Here is a 16,041-nt window from a genome sequence, read left to right as displayed (position 1 = left end):
AACAAGAACCTTCGAGGTGCTGCATTCCCATGTGGGAGCGAGCTTGCTCGCGAAGGCGGTAGGTCAGACAACACGGGTGTTGAATGTTCAATCGCCTTCGCGAGCAGGCTCGCTCCCACAGGGAGAGCGAGCAGCCAGGGCTTATCAGTAGCGGTAAGCGTGCGGCTTGAACGGGCCTTCGACGGTAACGCCGATGTAGTCAGCCTGTTGCTTGGTCAGTTGAGTGACCACGCCGCCGAAGCCGCGAACCATTTCCAGGGCCACTTCTTCGTCGAGTTTCTTCGGCAGTACTTCAACAGTCAGGCGCTCGGCTTTCTGGTCGAACAGGAAGATCTGCGCCAGAACCTGGTTGGCGAACGAACCGTCCATGATGCGGCTTGGGTGACCGGTAGCGTTGCCCAGGTTCACCAAACGGCCTTCGGCCAGCAGGATCAGATAGTCGTCGTTCTGTGCGTCGAAAGCACCCGGGCCGGTACGATGGATCTTGTGTACCTGTGGCTTCACTTCTTCCCATGCCCAGTTCTTGCGCATGAAAGCGGTGTCGATTTCGTTGTCGAAGTGACCGATGTTGCAGACAACGGCGCGCTTCTTCAGGGCTTTGAGCATGTTCGAATCGCAAACATTGACGTTACCGGTGGTGGTCACGATCAGGTCGATCTTGCCCAGCAGCGCTTTGTCGATGCTGGCTTCGGAACCATCGTTGATACCGTCGATGAACGGCGAAACCAGTTCGTAGCCGTCCATGCAGGCTTGCATGGCGCAGATCGGGTCGACTTCGGACACTTTAACGATCATGCCTTCCTGACGCAGGGACTGCGCGGAGCCCTTGCCCACGTCACCGTAACCGATTACCAGCGCTTGCTTGCCGGACAACAGGTGGTCGGTACCGCGCTTGATCGCGTCGTTCAGGCTGTGACGGCAGCCGTACTTGTTGTCGTTCTTGGACTTGGTCACCGAGTCGTTGACGTTGATGGCCGGGATTTTCAGTTCGCCCTTGGCCAGCATGTCCAGCAGACGGTGTACGCCGGTGGTGGTTTCTTCGGTCACGCCGTGAACGCGATCCAGAACCTGTGGGTACTTGTCGTGCAGCAGCTGGGTCAGATCGCCGCCGTCGTCGAGGATCATGTTGGCATCCCATGGCTGGCCATCTTTCAGGATGGTCTGCTCGAGGCACCACTCGTACTCTTCTTCAGTTTCGCCTTTCCAGGCGAAAACCGGGATGCCGGCAGCAGCGATAGCGGCAGCGGCCTGGTCCTGAGTCGAGAAAATGTTGCAGGACGACCAGCGTACTTCGGCACCCAGAGCAACCAGGGTTTCGATCAGCACGGCAGTCTGAATGGTCATGTGAATGCAGCCGAGGATCTTGGCGCCTTTCAACGGCTGTTCGCCGGAGTACTTGCGACGCAGCCCCATCAGAGCCGGCATTTCCGATTCCGCGATGATGGTTTCGCGACGGCCCCAGGCAGCCAGGGACATGTCGGCAACTTTGTAATCGTTAAAATCTGCAGGCGTGATAACAGCGCTCATGAAGAGCCTCCATTCGTAATGTATGCGAATGGGCGCCGTTGTGCGTTTAGTGTCCGGCCTAGGCCAGTCAACGCCCCATCCGAGCCTGACAGGTTGAACCTGCTGCAGCGCCCCTCGGACAGGTGGCGGGAAAACGGTAGCAAGTGAACGTTACCGTTTTGAAACGGTGGCGATTATAGCCGTCTGGACTGATCTTCCAAAGGGTTTCTGTCGGCTGGATGAAGATCGTTAATAGCGACCATAGTAGAAGCGTCATGGAGCATGACCGCTCGGTCTGCCAAGATACCGTCCATCTTTCGGCAAGCGCTCAGGAGTGAACATGAATTTCCACACCCGCAAATGGGTAAAACCCGAAGACCTCAACCCCAACGGCACCCTGTTCGGCGGCAGTCTGCTGCGCTGGATCGACGAGGAGGCGGCAATCTACGCCATCGTCCAGTTGGGCAATCAGCGCGTGGTGACCAAGTACATTTCCGAAATCAACTTCGTCAGTGCTTCGCGTCAGGGCGACATCATCGAACTGGGCATCACCGCCACCGAGTTCGGCCGCACCTCCATCACCCTGACTTGCGAAGTGCGCAACAAGATCACCCGCAAGAGCATTCTGACTGTCGAGAAGATGGTTTTCGTAAACCTCGGTGAAGACGGCCTGCCAGCACCGCACGGGCGGACCGAGATCAAGTACGTCAAGGATCAGTTCCAGGATAACGCGGCGATCGCTGATTGAGATTGGCGGCGCTACCTACGCGAGCAAGCTCGCTCCCACAGGGCCTGCGCAAAATCTGTGGGAGCGAGCTTGCTCGCGAAGGCGATTGGGTGATCACCACATACTTCAGCCCGGTAGTGAACAGCTGTGAACGGCGAATGTCGTAGATAAACGACACCCCCACCGGTTCCCAAGCCATGACCACGCCCACCGACGGCAAGACCCCCGATCTCTCGGCCAAAGAGCAGCACGAAGTCGAGAAAAACCAGCCGCCCCGCGCAGCTGTTCTGCATGAAATCATCCGCTCACAGGGCGACCAGGAACTGGAGCGCAGCATCGCCGCGCTGTGGTGGTCGGCACTCGCCGCAGGCCTGACCATGGGCCTGTCGCTGATGGGTATGGGGCTGCTTACTTCGCGGTTGCCCGACGGCGACGAGTTCAAGGTGATTGCCAGTTTCGGCTACTGCGCAGGCTTCCTCGCGGTGATCCTCGCCCGCCAGCAACTGTTCACCGAAAACACCCTGACCGCCGTGCTACCGGTCATGACCAAACCGACGCTGAACAATTTCGGGCGGCTGATCCGTCTCTGGGCGGTGGTGCTGGTCGGCAATCTTTGCGGCACGATTCTGGTGGCTTATGTGATGCTGGAACTGCCGATCTTCGACACCAAGACCGACCACGCCTTCCTCGAAATTGGCCGCAAGGTGATGGAAAACGATGCCGGGAAAATGTTCGCCAAAGGCATCATTTCAGGCTGGATGATCGCCACCATGGTCTGGATGATCCCGTCCATGGAAAGCGCCAAGATGTGGATCATCATCCTCATCACCTACTTCATGGCGCTGGGAGATTTCACGCACATTGTGGTCGGGTCCGCAGAGGTGTCCTATCTGGTGTTCGCCGGCGAGTTGCCGTGGAAGGACTTCTGGCTGATTTTCGCTGGGCCTACTCTGGCCGGGAACATCATCGGTGGCAGCTTTATCTTCGGCCTGATCAGCCATGCGCAGATTCGCAGTGAGAGCGGGCCACCGAAATCCGGCAGCCCTGAAAAAGATCCTGCCGAATCCAGGCCGGACTAAATCCGCTCAGGCGTATCTGGTGAAAGTACGTTGCGCAAAGCGCTCATCATATTGGGCCGGTCAGTCTGAACATGGCTGATCAGTGCAATCTCTCTGTCATAGCGATCATTGCCAACCGGGGCCACAGCACACTTTTGGCCCCAGTGTTCGAAGCCAGACCAATAAGGCACAAGGCTCACGCCAAGTCCTTCAGTCACGAGCATGGCAATGGTCTCCAGAGCATCCAGATCGACCAGCGGCGCCGGCAGTAAGCCGTTGTCCGCCAGATAATGCTCGGCATGCCGCCCGCCCCACGAGTCAGGATCGTAGCGGATGTACGGTTGGGTCATCAGTTGAGCCGGGATGCTGGCGAAGGGTTTTTCCTTCGACAGAAACACCAGAGGCTCTTTACGCAGTGATACCACCTGCAAGGCTTTGGGCAATTCGAACGGTGGAACTACCAAAATGGCCGCGTCGACCTCTCCTGCGAGCAGCGCCTGATACAACGAACGCGATGTACCAGGCACGATGACCGGCGTCAGCCCCGGCGCCAACTCAGTCAGTGCGCGCAATGCACCAGGTAGCAGACCGGTCAGCACAGTCGAGATAGCGCCTATTCTCAACTGTCCCGTCAGCCCTCCCACGTCGGCATCTCCCGCCAGCAATGCAATCTCGCGAAGGATGCGTTTAGCCCTGGGCAATAAACCAAGACAGGCGTGACTCGGCTTGGCGGCGTGCCCGACGCGAGACAGCAGCTCAAAGCCGAGCTGGCGTTCGAGCGCGAGAATTCGCTGACTGATCGCCGCTGCCGTCAACCCTTCCACGCGGGCGGCGTGTGCGATGGAGCCACATTCCACGACGGTGATGAGGCTCTTCAGATAACGCGTATCCATAAGAAATACTTTCGATAGCGTAAAAATTACATGCTATCTCTTTTGATGAGAAGCGCACAGTCTTCAACCCAGTGAGTGATTTTCAACTTCCGGCGATGTTCAGGAGCTACCTATGCAGTCGATTTTTCACTTGGCTTTTCACGTCCGCGATTTGGAGATTTCCCGCCAGTTTTATGGTGATTTGCTGGGATGTGTGGAAGGGCGCAGCACCGATACCTGGGTTGATTTCAACTTTTTCGGGCATCAATTGTCGTTGCATCTGGGCGAACCTTTTGCGGTGACTAACACCGGAAAGGTAGGCGAGCACAACGTGCCGATGCCCCATCTTGGCGTGATACTCCAGATGTCGGACTGGATTGCATTGAAGGACAGGTTGATCAACGGCCAGGTGGAATTTGTTCTTGCGCCAAACATTCGTTTTCCAGGAGAACCGGGTGAGCAAGCAACGATGTTCTTTCTGGACCCCGCCGGAAATCCTATCGAGATAAAAGGCTTCAATGATTTGCAGTCAGTGTATGCAACTTGAAACTTCCAAACAGCGCACTTCCATCAAGTGTCTTTCGAAGGAAGTCCAAGGAGCGATATGCACAATTTTAATAAAACTGACGCCACCGCCATTTCAGAAATGGTTCGTGCGGATGCCGTGATCGCAGAGACAGTAGCCGAGCACTTTCTTGAATGTGTCGAAGCGCAAGAGCGCAGCATAAATGCGTTCGTTTCCTTCGATCCGGACGGGGTGCGCAGTCAGGCTTGCCAATTAAAAAAGAGTAATGCGAAAGGCCTTCTGGCAGGTGTGCCCGTGGGGATCAAAGACGTCTATGACACTGCCGATCATCCCACCCGTTTTTACTCGCCGATTTATGAGGACAATCGTCCTTCGCGTGACGCCCATGTCGTGTCGCTTCTGCGCCAGGCCGGCGCAGTCATCATGGGCAAGACCCATACCACCGAATTCGCTTACATGCATACCGGCCCAACCCGCAATCCACATGATCTTGCCAGAACGCCTGGAAGCTCAAGTGCCGGATCGGCAGCGGGGATGGCGGCCGGATTTTTTCCGATCGCGTTGGGGACGCAGACAGCCGGATCATTGATCAAACCGGCGTCCTATTGCGGGCTCTATGCTTTCAAACCTTCGTATGGATTGGTTTCTCTAGAAGGGGTCAAACCCTTAGCGCCGAGTTTCGACACGGTGGGTTGGTATGGCCGTTCCGTGCGTGATCTGGAGCTGATGGCGCAAGTCCTGATCCCCGGTTTTCCGAAGCGTGCTCATGAACGTAAGTTGTGCTCGTTCGGCTTCTGTCGTACGGCGCGTTGGGATCAAGTAAATGCGGACGTCGCCCAATCACTGGGCGCTGCTGTTGAAGATCTGCGATTGGCGGGACATCCAGTGAGCGAGGTGTTGCTGCCCGAGGAATTTGCGGCGGTGTTTGATGACCATCTGCTGATAAACGATTGCGAGGGCGCCCGATCACTTTCCAAAGAACTGCAGATGCATCCGGACAAACTCAGTGAAGAGTTATTAGCCATGGTCGAACGCGCCCGTTTGACGACCTGGGAGCAAGAGTCAGCGGCAAAGAAACGCTTGGCAAAGTTGGCCCCTGTTTTGGAAGCGCTATTCCAGCCTTTCGACGCCATCTTGGGTGCGAGCTGTGGCATCGTCGCCCCATTGGGTCTTGGCGCAACCGGACCTTCTGATTTCAGCAAGTTCTGGATGGCGTTTGGCTTGCCTCAAATTAACCTCCCGCTCGTTCGCAATGCCGGGGCGTTACCCGTTGGCCTGCAAATGATCGGAGAGTTTAGAGACGACAGCAATCTGTTACACGCTGCGGAGCAGGTTGATGCTGTGTTGCGGGCTGGCAGCTAATTGAAGCGGCGCCGTCGTGGAGGTAGCTACACGACGGCGCCCCATTGATGCGTCAGTGCGCGGGATTCGCAGCGCGGACTTCTTGCTGGCCAGTGACGCCGCGGACAACCCGGCCAATGGTCAGGCCTTGTATCAGAATCGATGACAACACCACGATGTAAGTGATGCTCAGCAGCAAGTCACGCTCCTCTCCCAGTGGCAGCGACAGTGCTAGCGCGACCGAGACCCCACCACGCAATCCGCCCCAGGTCAGCACCCGGATCGTGCCGCTCGGCACTGTGCGCCAGCGCCGTAGCAGCAGAATTGCCGGCGCCACGGTAAGCAGGCGCGAGAGCAGAATCGCCACCGCCAGTAAACTCGCCGCCGCCACGTGCAGCCAGTTGAATGGCAACAGCAACAGTTCCATGCCGATCAGCGCAAACAGCAGCGCATTGAGCATGTCGTCGAGCAACTCCCAGAAGCCATCGAGGTATTTGCGTGTCATGTCGTTCATCGCCAGATTGCGCCCCAGGTTGCCGATGATCAGACCGGCAACCACCATCGCAATCGGTGCGGAAACGTGAAGTTCGGACGCCAGCGCCGAACCACCGATCACCAGCGCGAGAGTTAGCATCACTTCGATCTGGTGCTGCTCGATGCTCTTGATCATCAGGTAAACCAGATAACCGATCAGCCCACCGAACACTACGCCGCCAACGGCTTCATGGACAAACAGCATGGCCGTGGCACTGACAGTCGGGGTTTCGCCGAGTTGGGCGATGCCCAGCAACACGGTGAACACCACGACGGCGGTGCCGTCGTTGAACAGCGACTCACCGACGATGGTGGTTTTCAGCGGTTTCGACGCATTGGCGGTACGTAATACACCGAGCACCGCGATCGGGTCGGTCGGGGAAATCAGCGCGCCGAAGAGCAAACAGTAGAGGAAGCTCACGTGCCAGCCGAACAGGGCAAAGATGTAATAGGCGAGGCTGCCGATTACCGCTGTGGCAATCAACACACCAAAGGTCGCCAGCAGGCCGATGGGCCAGCGATAGCTGCGCAGATCGTTCAGGTTTACGTGCAAGGCACCGGCGAAAAGCAGGAAAGACAGCATCCAGTTCATCAGCAGATCGCCGAAGTCGATCTGGCCGATCAGTTGCTGTACGCGTTCCTCCAGGCCGGGATAGCCGAGCACGCTCAAGCCTTGCAGCAGCAGGGAAAACAGCAACGCGGTGACCATCACGCCGATGGTCGGCGGCAGGCCGATGAAACGGAAGTTGACGAAGGTGAGGAGGGTGGTGAGGCAGATGAAAGCGGCAACGAGTTCAAGCATCCGGGGTCCTTTGGATGTGGGGTGGGAAGAAAGCGCACTGGTTTTTTTGTGCGGGGGTTTGATGGGCTGAATGATGGTGGGGACACAGTTGATGCTTTGATTGGATCAAGAGCCCCCTCAGCCCAGCCCTCTCCCTGAGGGAGAGGGGGAAAGGGAGCAGATCTTCAGGCTTTTCAAGCCTGAGTTCGACTCGCAGTTTCAGGTCAATGTATGCCGAGCAAACACCTCGGTCAGTCCCCTCTCCCTTTGGGAGAGGGTTAGGGTGAGGGCTCTTTCTGGCACAACACAATCAGCCAGACACATTGACCGCAGCAGCCTCACGACGTTGCAGATAGATAAACCAAAGCGCCGTCAGCACCGTCAACACACCCACCAGCGCCCCGGTCCACGGCAACTGCGCAAGATCGGCACCGCTCGCCACCACCAGCCCGCCAATCCAGGCACCGGCAGCGTTGCCGAGGTTGAACGCACTCTGGTTCAGCGTCGAGCCGAGGTTCGGTGCTTCATGGGCCTGATCGATGATCAGCAGTTGCAGAATCGGGCACAGCGCGAAAGCAAAGATCCCCCACAGCACCAGCGTGATTGCCGCCGGAATCACCGAGTGACTGGTCTGGGTGAACGCCGCCAGAATCACCACCACTGCCATTGCCACGCCCACCAACGACGGCAGCAAACGACTGTCGGCCAGACGTCCGCCGAGCATGCTGCCACCGGTCAGGCCGACGCCGAACAGCAACAGCATCACCGTCACACCGTGCGGACTGACGCCAGTGATGTCCTGCAGGATCGGCGCGATGTAAGTGAAGACACTGAACAGGCTGGTCGACGCCAGCACACTCATGCCCAGCGCCAACAGCACATTGATTTTGCCCAGCACTTTGAACTCGCTGGCGAGGTTGGCCTTGTCCATCGGGATGTGTTTGGGCAACCACAACCATTGTGCGAGTGCGGCGAAAACACCGATCACCGACACCGCCCAGAACGTCGAGCGCCAACCGGCGTATTGCCCGAGTGCAGTGCCCAGCGGCACACCGAGCACGTTGGCCAGGGTCAGACCGGTGAACATCATCGCTATCGCCTGGGCGCGTTTGTTCGGCGCGACCAGGCCGGCGGCGACCACCGAACCGATGCCGAAGAACGCGCCGTGACACAGCGCCGTGACCACGCGAGCGGCCATCAGCGTGGCGTAGTTCGGCGCCAGTGCGCAGAGCACGTTGCCGAGGATGAACATCAGCGTCATGCCCAGCAGTGTGGCTTTACGCGGCATGTTGGCGGTGCCAATGGCGAGGATCGGCGCACCGAATACCACGCCCAGGGCGTAACCGGTGATCAGCAGGCCGGCGTGGGGAATGCTTACCGCGAGGTCGCGGGCGACGTCGGGCAGCAGGCCCATGATCACGAATTCAGTGGTGCCGATGCCGAATGCGGCAACAGCGAGTGCAAACAAGGCGAGTGGCATGCGCAAGGTCTCTGTCGGTAGTCTTGACGCTTTGATCAGGCATACGCAGGCCGACGACCGTTCTCGAAAGAGAGCGGGGCAGGCAGCAATTATTGGAATTAGTCTGTGCGCAACTGAGTGCGGCGTGGTCGCTTGCAGTATAAACAGCTGCTGACACATCGAGAATCAATAATCTGACTATAAAAATAAGGAGTGAAACGTGCTGGCGACAGCTCTGGTGTTGGTAGCGGCGCTGCTGCATGCGGCGTGGAATACCCTGATCAAGTTCAGTGCCGAACGGCTGCTGGTGGTGGCGTGCATGGACACCGTGGCGCTGCTGTTTGTTGCCATCGCGGTGCCCTTCGTGAACTTGCCGCCGCTGGAAATCTGGCCGTGGATTCTCGCTTCGGCAGCGTTCGAACTGCTCTATCGCTATCTGTTGATTCAGGCTTATCGCGTTGGCGATCTCGGGCTGGTCTATCCGTTGATGCGCGGTTTGTCGCCGCTGGTGGTGCTGGCACTGACCCTGATCTTTGCCGGTGAAGTGCTCACCACGCAGCAGATCTTCGGGATCATGCTGATTCCTTTCGGCATGGCGTGTCTGCTGTGGCAGGGTGGCGGCGGCAAACATTTGCCGTGGTCGATGTTGCCGGTGGTCGCACTGATCGGGCTGTGCATCGGCTGCTACACCTACATCGACGGTCAGGCGCTGCGGCGCTGGTCGCATCCGCTGGATTATCTGGTCTGGGTCACGCTGCTCAGCGCTTGGCCGTTTCCGTTGCTGGCGTGGGTCGCCAAACGCCCGGCGTTTATGCAGTTCTGGCGTGAGCAGTGGAGGCTGGGGCTGACGGTCGGGTTCTGCGTGTTGTTCAGCTACGCTCTGGTGCTGTGGGCGATGCAGTTGGGCTCGATTGCCGAAGCAGCGGCGTTGCGCGAGATCAGCGTGATTCTGGTGGTGCTGTTCGGCATTCGCTACCTCAAAGAACCTTTCGGTCGACCGCGGCTCTTAGCTTGTGGGCTGGTGCTGATCGGCATACTGGTGATGAAGTTCTGACGGCTCGCGAATTCTATAACTCGAAAAAGGATGGCTTTATGACGGTGGCTCTGTGGTGTGTGTTGATCGCGATCTTTTTGCCCTATATCTGCACGGGTGTAGCCAAGGCTGTGGGCGGCTACAGGCTGAGTGACAATCATGATCCGCGGGACTTCATGGAAAGCCTTAACGGTTTGGCCAGGCGCGCACATGCCGCGCAACTGAACAGTTTCGAGGTGATGCCGGCGTTCGCCGTGGCTGTCATTGTTGCGCATCTGGTTGGGACGGCGGAGTTGGTGACGGTGAATGTGCTGGCGGTGCTGTTTATCACCAGTCGCCTGCTCTACATCATTTGCTACCTGGCGGATTGGGCGATCATGCGGTCGCTGGTGTGGTTTGTGGGGATTGGCTTGATCATCAGTTTCTTTGTTGTGTCAGCCTGATAACTGGTGTTTTGGTTGGCCTCATCGCGGGCAAGCCCGCGATGACTATCCAATAGCCCGCGATGATCTCAAAGATTACTTCTTCTGCGTATCCGCCACCTGCGGCACTTGCGGTAGCGGGGCACCTTTAGGCCAGAGCATCCAGATCTGCCCTTGTTGTTTCATGTCGCCGGCCAATTGCCCGGCCGCTTCACCGGTGCCCCAGAACAGATCCGCACGCACCTCACCGGCAATCGCGCCACCGGTGTCCTGCGCCGCTACCGGGCGAACCAGCGCCGTGCCATCGGGGCGCGTCGTCGACAGCCACAACAGGCTGCCCAACGGAATCACCTTGCGATCCACCGCCGCACTGTAGCCGGCAGTCAGCGGCACGTTCAGCGAACCGCGCGGACCTTCGTTGCTGTCCGGGTTGCGGGTGAAAAATACATAGCTCGGGTTGCTGGCGAGTAGTTCCGGGATACGTGACGGATTGGCCTTGGCCCAGTTGCTGATCGCGCCCATCGTTACGTCTTCTTTCTTCAGTTCGCCTTGCTCGACCAGCCAGCGACCAATTGGCCGGTACGGGTGGCCGTTCTGGTCGGCGTAGGCAATGCGTAGCTGCTTGCCGTCCTGGGTCTGAATTCGCCCGGAGCCCTGGATCTGCAGGAACTGCAGGTTCATTGGATCGGTGAGGTAGGCAACCACGGGCGCGTTCACGCCTTTGCTTTGGATAGTCGCCGAATCGTCGTAGGGCTTGAGCACCCGCCCTTCAAGTCGACCGCGCAGGCGTTTGCCTTTCAGCTCAGGATAAATGCTGTCGAGCGAGACAATGATCATGTCCTCGGGTACGCCGTAAACCGGCACATTCGCTACATCGGTCGGCGTCAGGCTGCCGGGGTACACCGGTTCGTAGTAGCCGGTGATCAAACCGTTGGGATTGTCGTTCTCAGCCCGCAGGCCGTAGACATCGAGGTTCTGTTTGAGGAAGGCGCGTATCTCGCTAGCGCTCTGCGGCACGTTGGCTGCTGCGGCGCAGGTCGGCCCCCAGACTGCATCAGCCTTGAGGCGGGTGCAAGCGCTGCGCCACGAGCCGAAGCCTGCGACCAGATCGCTATCTGACACCGCTGGCAGTGCTTCCCACGTCGCGCTGGAGTAAGTGGCCAGCGCATGGGTTTTCGGCTTGTCGCTGTCGCCACCGGTGCAACCGGCGAGAATCGCCAGCATTGGAAGAGTGGCGATCAGCGGATGACGCCAGGCCTTGAAACGGCTGTTCATGGAGTGATTCCTGTGCCGGTTGCCCGAGTGCTCCATGCGCTCCGGCAACCCGTATTTTTAATAGGGCTATTGGTGTTTGTCGGTGACGCGAGGATACTGGCCGCCGATTTCCGTGACTTGAAGCCACCATGACTCTTAAAAGAATTGCTGTTGTATTGCTGGCCTGTCTGACCCTGTCCGCCTGTGGCGGTGTCGATCCGAATTCTCCGCTGGGCCAACGCAAGGCGATCTTCAAGCAGATGCTCAAGACCGGCGAAGACCTGGGCGGCATGTTGCGTGGACGCATTCCGTTCGACGGGCCGAAGTTTGCCGAAGGCGCGGTGAAGCTCGATACGTTGTCCCATGAGCCGTGGAAACATTTCCCGCAAGTGCGCGAAGAAGATCACACCAGTGCCAAAGACGATGTCTGGCAAAAACAGGCACGCTTCCAGGAAATGGCCCGTAACCTTGAAGCGGCCACCGCTGAATTGGTGATCGCCAGCAAAGTCCAGCCTTACAAGGCCAGCAACCTGAGGCCGGCGGTGCAGAAGGTCGAAGATGCCTGCAGCGCTTGCCATAAAGAGTTTCGCGATCATTGACCTTCAAGACTGCTGAGTAATCCTGTGGCGAGGGGATTTATCCCCGTTGGGCTGCGAAGCAGCCCCAAAACCACACAACCGAGTTTTTTCAGTCAGACCCGATCAGCCGGATTTGCGACGGCTTCGCCGCCGAACGGGGCGGTGCGACGTTTCGCTGAATCCCCTCGCCACAGGGTCATCAATTACTTGTCGATCTGGTCCAGCGCGTCTTGCAGCTCTTTACGCGATTCGGCGAGCTTGTTCTTGCGCTTGTCGATCCTCTCTGGATCACCTTTCTTCATGGCCTTGTCGAGGTCGGCCTGGCGCTGGCTCACCTCATGCTTTGCCTCGAGGACCTTGTTCTCGCGTTCCTTTTTCAGGCCCGCGTCAGTGCAATGTTCAGTGACTTCACGCAGAGCGGTTTCCAGACCTGCCTGCTGATCGGCGTTGCCGCGCGATTTGGCCTGCTCGATCTGGTTCACGATGCCCTGCTTCTTGGCCGCACAGCCGGTCAGGCCGGGAGCGTCTTCGGCAGCCATCACGGGAGCGGCCAGGACGCCGCAAAGAGTGAGCAGGGCGAGTGGTGCGAAAAATTTCATAAAAGCTCCATGTGCAAAGGCAATCGGGTCGGGAGGCACTGCGCTGTTGGAGCGTCTCGGCGACCGTTGGGTTCCCGGTGAGCCGGGACTGCGTGTTCAGAAACCGTCGATTCCGGCGGCGTGTAAAATTTCACTCAAGGCTAGCACCTGCGGGTCACGGAAGAATGCGCTCAATTGTGCTGCGCGACCGGGGCCGATGCCGGCTTCTCCGTGCCATTGTTCGGTATCACGTTGTGCCAGTGCGTGCCACGAGTCAGGAAGTTTCGCCCCGCCCGTTGGCGGCAGACCCAGTGCCTTGAGCCATTGTGCGAACGGCCGTTGGCGGGCGCTGCGGAAGCTGTGCATCAGGCGCGCGCTGCTGCGTTCGCCGAAGCCGGCAATGTTAGCAAGCTCTGGCTCGTCGAGGGTCAACCAATCCAGCAGGTGGTTCAGGCGGCCTGTTTCGAGAAGTTTCTCCCAGGTGCCGCGCCCGACATTCTGCATGGCCAGACCTTGCTTGCCGCTGAGCCAGGTCAGGCGTGCGAGAAACTGGCTTTCGCAGCCGGGCGTGGGTTGCAAGCAACTCAAGGCATGAAAATCTTTGGCATTCGGGACATTGATTTCTGCGCGCTCGGTGGTGCGCAGTACAGCGCTGTCGAGGCGCGGAATCGTCAGGCCGGCCAGACTGATTGCCACCTGATCGCCGGGGCGGATATCCAGCGCCTGCCAGCGCTTGAGTGAACTGGCGCTGACCCGTTTGATCTCCCGGTCGTCGAGCATGACGGGTACCAGTTCGAGTACTGGCGTAATGCGGCCGGTGCGACCGATCTTGAAATTGACCTTGCGTACTTCGGCCAATGCCTGGGCAAACGGATACTTCCAGGCGATAGCCCAATAAGGTGAGCGGGCCTGCCAGCGTTCGGCGGGAGGGCGCTGACTCTGGCGCAGAACGATGCCATCAGTGGCAAATGGCAGGGGTGAGCCATACCAGTGTTCGCGCCACTTTTGCGCCTCTGCAAATTGCAGGATGGGATAGCTGTAGGGCTCCGTCGTGGCGAAGCCCAGCGCCGCCAGTGTCGATAGCCGCTCAGGCAAATCCGCAGGCCCTTGTGGCCAGTCCCAGATGTACAACCCGATGCCTGCACCTTGTTCTGTAGTCAGGGATTTTCGGCCCATCAGGCCTGCCACGGTAGCGCGTGCGTTGACGCTGCCGGCGCGTGCTTGAACATGCTCGTTCAAGCGCCAGTAGAGTTCACCTTGTACCAGCAAATCCAGCGGCTGCTTCAGGCGTTTAGGAATGGCGTCGATGTTGCGCGCTGATGCCGTCCAGTCTTGCCCGGTGACACCGTCCCCACGACTGATTGCCTGCTGCAAAACGCCTGCGCGATAGATGAGTGTCACGGCGACGCCATCGACTTTGGGTTGCACCCAGACATCCTTGCGATCCTTCAGCCATGCCTCCACGGCCTCGGCTTTATGCAGCTTGTCCAGACCGGTATGGGCGATGGAGTGCGCGACAGTGCCTGACGCCGTGCGCAAAGGCTCGGCGGGCGCTGGCAGTTTGAAGCACTGTCGCCACTCGCCAAGTCGCAGGTGCGATTGATCGTAGAGTTCGTCAGTGATCAAAGAACGGCCTTCGCGGTGATAGGCGTCGTCCCATTGGTCGATCTGTTTTTGCAGGGTGGTGATTTCCTTATGGGCTTGGTTGAGGGCCCAGTTCGGACATTGAGACGCATAGGCAGTCAGGTATATGAGGTTCAGCAAAACAAACAAAAACAAACGCATCGTGAGCGTCCTTGCTCATGGGTGTTCCTCAAGGCTAGTCAGGATTTTGAGCGAGGTCGGGCGGGTGTTTTGCGGGGTATTTCCATTTGAAATTGATGTAGCCTGTGCGGGCCTCTTCGCGAGCAAGCTCGCTCCCACAAGGTCTGGCGTAGGCATAAAAAAACCCCGCACGGCGCTAACCGTGCGGGGCTTTTTATGCAGCCAGGGAATTACAGGCCGGCAGCAGAACGCAGGGCGTCGGCGCGATCGGTTTTTTCCCAGGTGAAGGTGGTGAAGGTGTCTTCGCCAACAGTCTTGGTTTCTGGAGTACGACCGAAGTGGCCGTAGGCTGCAGTTTCCTGGTACATCGGGTGCAGCAGGTCGAGCATGGTGGTGATCGCGTATGGACGCAGGTCGAACACGTCACGCACCAGTTTGACGATTTTATCGTCGCTGATCTTGCCGGTGCCGAAGGTGTTCAGCGAGATCGACGTAGGCTGGGCCACACCGATCGCGTAGGAAACCTGAATCTCGCAACGCTCGGCCAGGCCGGCAGCGACGATGTTTTTGGCAACGTAACGGCCAGCGTAGGCAGCTGAACGGTCAACCTTCGATGGATCTTTACCGGAGAACGCGCCGCCGCCGTGACGGGCCATGCCGCCGTAGCTATCGACGATGATCTTGCGACCGGTCAGACCGCAGTCGCCAACCGGGCCGCCAATGATGAACTGGCCAGTCGGGTTGATGTGGAACTGAGTGTCCTTGGTCAGCAATTCGGCAGGCAGCACGTGCTTGACGATCAGCTCCATTACGCCTTCGCGCAGGTCTTTGTACGACACGTCTGGGTTGTGCTGGGTCGACAGAACAACAGCGTCGATACCGACAACCTTGCCGCCTTCGTAACGGCAAGTCACTTGCGACTTGGCGTCCGGGCGCAGCCAAGGCAGCAGACCCGATTTACGGGCTTCGGCCTGGCGCTGCACGAGTTGGTGCGAGAAGGTGATCGGGGCTGGCATCAAAACGTCGGTTTCGTTGCTGGCGTAGCCGAACATCAGGCCCTGGTCGCCGGCGCCCTGATCTTCAGGCTTGGCACGGTCAACACCCTGGTTGATGTCTGGGGACTGCTTGCCGATGATGTTCATCACACCGCAAGTGGCGCCGTCGAAGCCGACATCGGAGCTGTTGTAGCCGATGTCCAGAATGACGTTACGCACGATTTCTTCCAGATCGACCCAGGCCGACGTGGTCACTTCACCGGCGATGATTGCAACGCCGGTCTTTACCAGAGTCTCGCACGCCACACGGGCGAACTTGTCTTCAGCAATAATGGCGTCCAGCACCGCATCGGAAATCTGGTCGGCGATTTTGTCCGGGTGCCCTTCGGACACGGACTCGGAGGTGAAGAGGGAGTATTCGCTCATCTCGATGTTTTCCTGAATTTACCGATGGTGAGTGTCGCCAGCCGGTCGCTGAAAGTGGCGGACCTGGATCTGGAAACCATTACGTAAGCCTACATAGAGGCTTTCCCCGGGAACGAGTCCCGCAGCGGTGGCCCAACCGGCCAAATCGTCCTGTTCAAACCCCAACCACAGATCACCGCAGGCCTCC

Annotated in this window: 15 protein-coding genes, 1 pseudogene and 1 riboswitch; of the genes and pseudogenes, 7 read left to right on the top strand and 9 right to left on the bottom strand. The window is 58.5% G+C overall.

Going from position 1 to position 16,041, the window contains the following annotated elements:
• Positions 1–144: 144 nt before the first annotated feature.
• Positions 145–1,527 (bottom strand): adenosylhomocysteinase, encoded by a 1,383-nt coding sequence (gene ahcY, locus ACIQVE_RS00630; RefSeq protein ID WP_402803533.1) that lies wholly within the window; start codon positions 1,525–1,527, stop codon positions 145–147.
• Between the two features lie 23 nt (positions 1,528–1,550).
• A riboswitch (S-adenosyl-L-homocysteine riboswitch) is annotated at positions 1,551–1,649 on the bottom strand.
• A gap of 197 nt (positions 1,650–1,846) precedes the next feature.
• On the opposite strand from ahcY, the gene ACIQVE_RS00625 reads away from it, so the two are divergent.
• Together ACIQVE_RS00625 and ACIQVE_RS00620 are read left to right on the top strand one after the other, a co-directional pair.
• Positions 1,847–2,254, top strand: a complete 408-nt coding sequence (locus tag ACIQVE_RS00625; RefSeq protein WP_123454248.1) for an acyl-CoA thioesterase — start codon at positions 1,847–1,849, stop codon at positions 2,252–2,254.
• A gap of 176 nt (positions 2,255–2,430) precedes the next feature.
• A complete protein-coding gene (locus ACIQVE_RS00620; protein ID WP_402803530.1) occupies positions 2,431–3,312 on the top strand; it encodes a formate/nitrite transporter family protein in 882 nt (293 codons plus the stop codon).
• Here ACIQVE_RS00620 and ACIQVE_RS00615 read toward each other — a convergent pair.
• The gene (locus tag ACIQVE_RS00615; RefSeq protein ID WP_402803528.1) at positions 3,309–4,184 is read right to left on the bottom strand and encodes a LysR family transcriptional regulator; all 876 of its coding nucleotides are present in this window, start codon (positions 4,182–4,184) and stop codon (positions 3,309–3,311) included. The genes ACIQVE_RS00620 and ACIQVE_RS00615 overlap by 4 nt on opposite strands.
• Positions 4,185–4,296: 112 nt before the next feature.
• On the opposite strand from ACIQVE_RS00615, the gene ACIQVE_RS00610 reads away from it, so the two are divergent.
• Positions 4,297–4,710 (top strand): VOC family protein, encoded by a 414-nt coding sequence (locus ACIQVE_RS00610; protein WP_402803527.1) that lies wholly within the window; start codon positions 4,297–4,299, stop codon positions 4,708–4,710.
• A 57-nt stretch (positions 4,711–4,767) separates the two neighbouring features.
• The gene (locus tag ACIQVE_RS00605) at positions 4,768–6,051 is read left to right on the top strand and encodes an amidase (RefSeq protein ID WP_402803525.1); all 1,284 of its coding nucleotides are present in this window, start codon (positions 4,768–4,770) and stop codon (positions 6,049–6,051) included.
• A gap of 52 nt (positions 6,052–6,103) precedes the next feature.
• On the opposite strand, the gene ACIQVE_RS00600 is transcribed toward ACIQVE_RS00605, so the two are convergent.
• Both ACIQVE_RS00600 and ACIQVE_RS00595 read right to left on the bottom strand, forming a co-directional pair.
• The gene (locus ACIQVE_RS00600; protein ID WP_402803522.1) at positions 6,104–7,366 is read right to left on the bottom strand and encodes a cation:proton antiporter; all 1,263 of its coding nucleotides are present in this window, start codon (positions 7,364–7,366) and stop codon (positions 6,104–6,106) included.
• Positions 7,367–7,655: 289 nt separating this feature from the next.
• Entirely contained in the window at positions 7,656–8,825 is a 1,170-nt protein-coding gene (locus tag ACIQVE_RS00595) for an MFS transporter (protein WP_402803520.1), read from the bottom strand.
• Positions 8,826–9,024: 199 nt separating this feature from the next.
• Between ACIQVE_RS00595 and ACIQVE_RS00590 the strand changes: the two genes are divergently transcribed.
• On the top strand, positions 9,025–9,858 hold the full coding sequence (locus tag ACIQVE_RS00590; protein WP_402803519.1) for an EamA family transporter: 834 nt from the start codon (positions 9,025–9,027) through the stop codon (positions 9,856–9,858).
• Between the two features lie 38 nt (positions 9,859–9,896).
• Positions 9,897–10,280, top strand: coding sequence for an MAPEG family protein (locus ACIQVE_RS00585; RefSeq protein WP_402803517.1), 384 nt, complete (start codon positions 9,897–9,899; stop codon positions 10,278–10,280).
• 75 nt (positions 10,281–10,355) lie between these two features.
• Here ACIQVE_RS00585 and ACIQVE_RS00580 read toward each other — a convergent pair whose 3' ends face one another.
• Positions 10,356–11,534 carry a murein transglycosylase A gene (locus tag ACIQVE_RS00580; RefSeq protein ID WP_402803515.1) on the bottom strand — a complete coding sequence of 393 codons (1,179 nt, stop codon included), beginning with the start codon at positions 11,532–11,534 and terminating at the stop codon, positions 10,356–10,358.
• 128 nt (positions 11,535–11,662) lie between these two features.
• Between ACIQVE_RS00580 and ACIQVE_RS00575 the strand changes: the two genes are divergently transcribed.
• Positions 11,663–12,112, top strand: coding sequence for a c-type cytochrome (locus tag ACIQVE_RS00575; protein WP_402803514.1), 450 nt, complete (start codon positions 11,663–11,665; stop codon positions 12,110–12,112).
• Between the two features lie 182 nt (positions 12,113–12,294).
• Here ACIQVE_RS00575 and ACIQVE_RS00570 read toward each other — a convergent pair whose 3' ends face one another.
• The 4 genes and pseudogenes from ACIQVE_RS00570 to ACIQVE_RS00555 form a co-directional block, all read right to left on the bottom strand.
• Positions 12,295–12,690 (bottom strand): DUF1090 domain-containing protein, encoded by a 396-nt coding sequence (locus ACIQVE_RS00570; protein ID WP_402803512.1) that lies wholly within the window; start codon positions 12,688–12,690, stop codon positions 12,295–12,297.
• 96 nt (positions 12,691–12,786) lie between these two features.
• Complete coding sequence (gene ligB, locus ACIQVE_RS00565) at positions 12,787–14,454, bottom strand: NAD-dependent DNA ligase LigB (RefSeq protein ID WP_402803510.1); 1,668 nt, start codon at positions 14,452–14,454, stop codon at positions 12,787–12,789.
• A 209-nt stretch (positions 14,455–14,663) separates the two neighbouring features.
• Positions 14,664–15,854 (bottom strand): methionine adenosyltransferase, encoded by a 1,191-nt coding sequence (metK, locus tag ACIQVE_RS00560; RefSeq protein ID WP_042561496.1) that lies wholly within the window; start codon positions 15,852–15,854, stop codon positions 14,664–14,666.
• An 18-nt stretch (positions 15,855–15,872) separates the two neighbouring features.
• Positions 15,873–16,041 (bottom strand): annotated as a pseudogene (locus tag ACIQVE_RS00555) (ArsR family transcriptional regulator); the annotation flags it as partial.

The organism is Pseudomonas sp. NPDC098747 (assembly GCF_044760045.1).
Classification (GTDB): Bacteria; Pseudomonadota; Gammaproteobacteria; order Pseudomonadales; family Pseudomonadaceae; genus Aquipseudomonas.
Note: the sequence above shows the minus strand (reverse complement) of the source record. Positions and strands in the feature narration are given on the sequence as shown.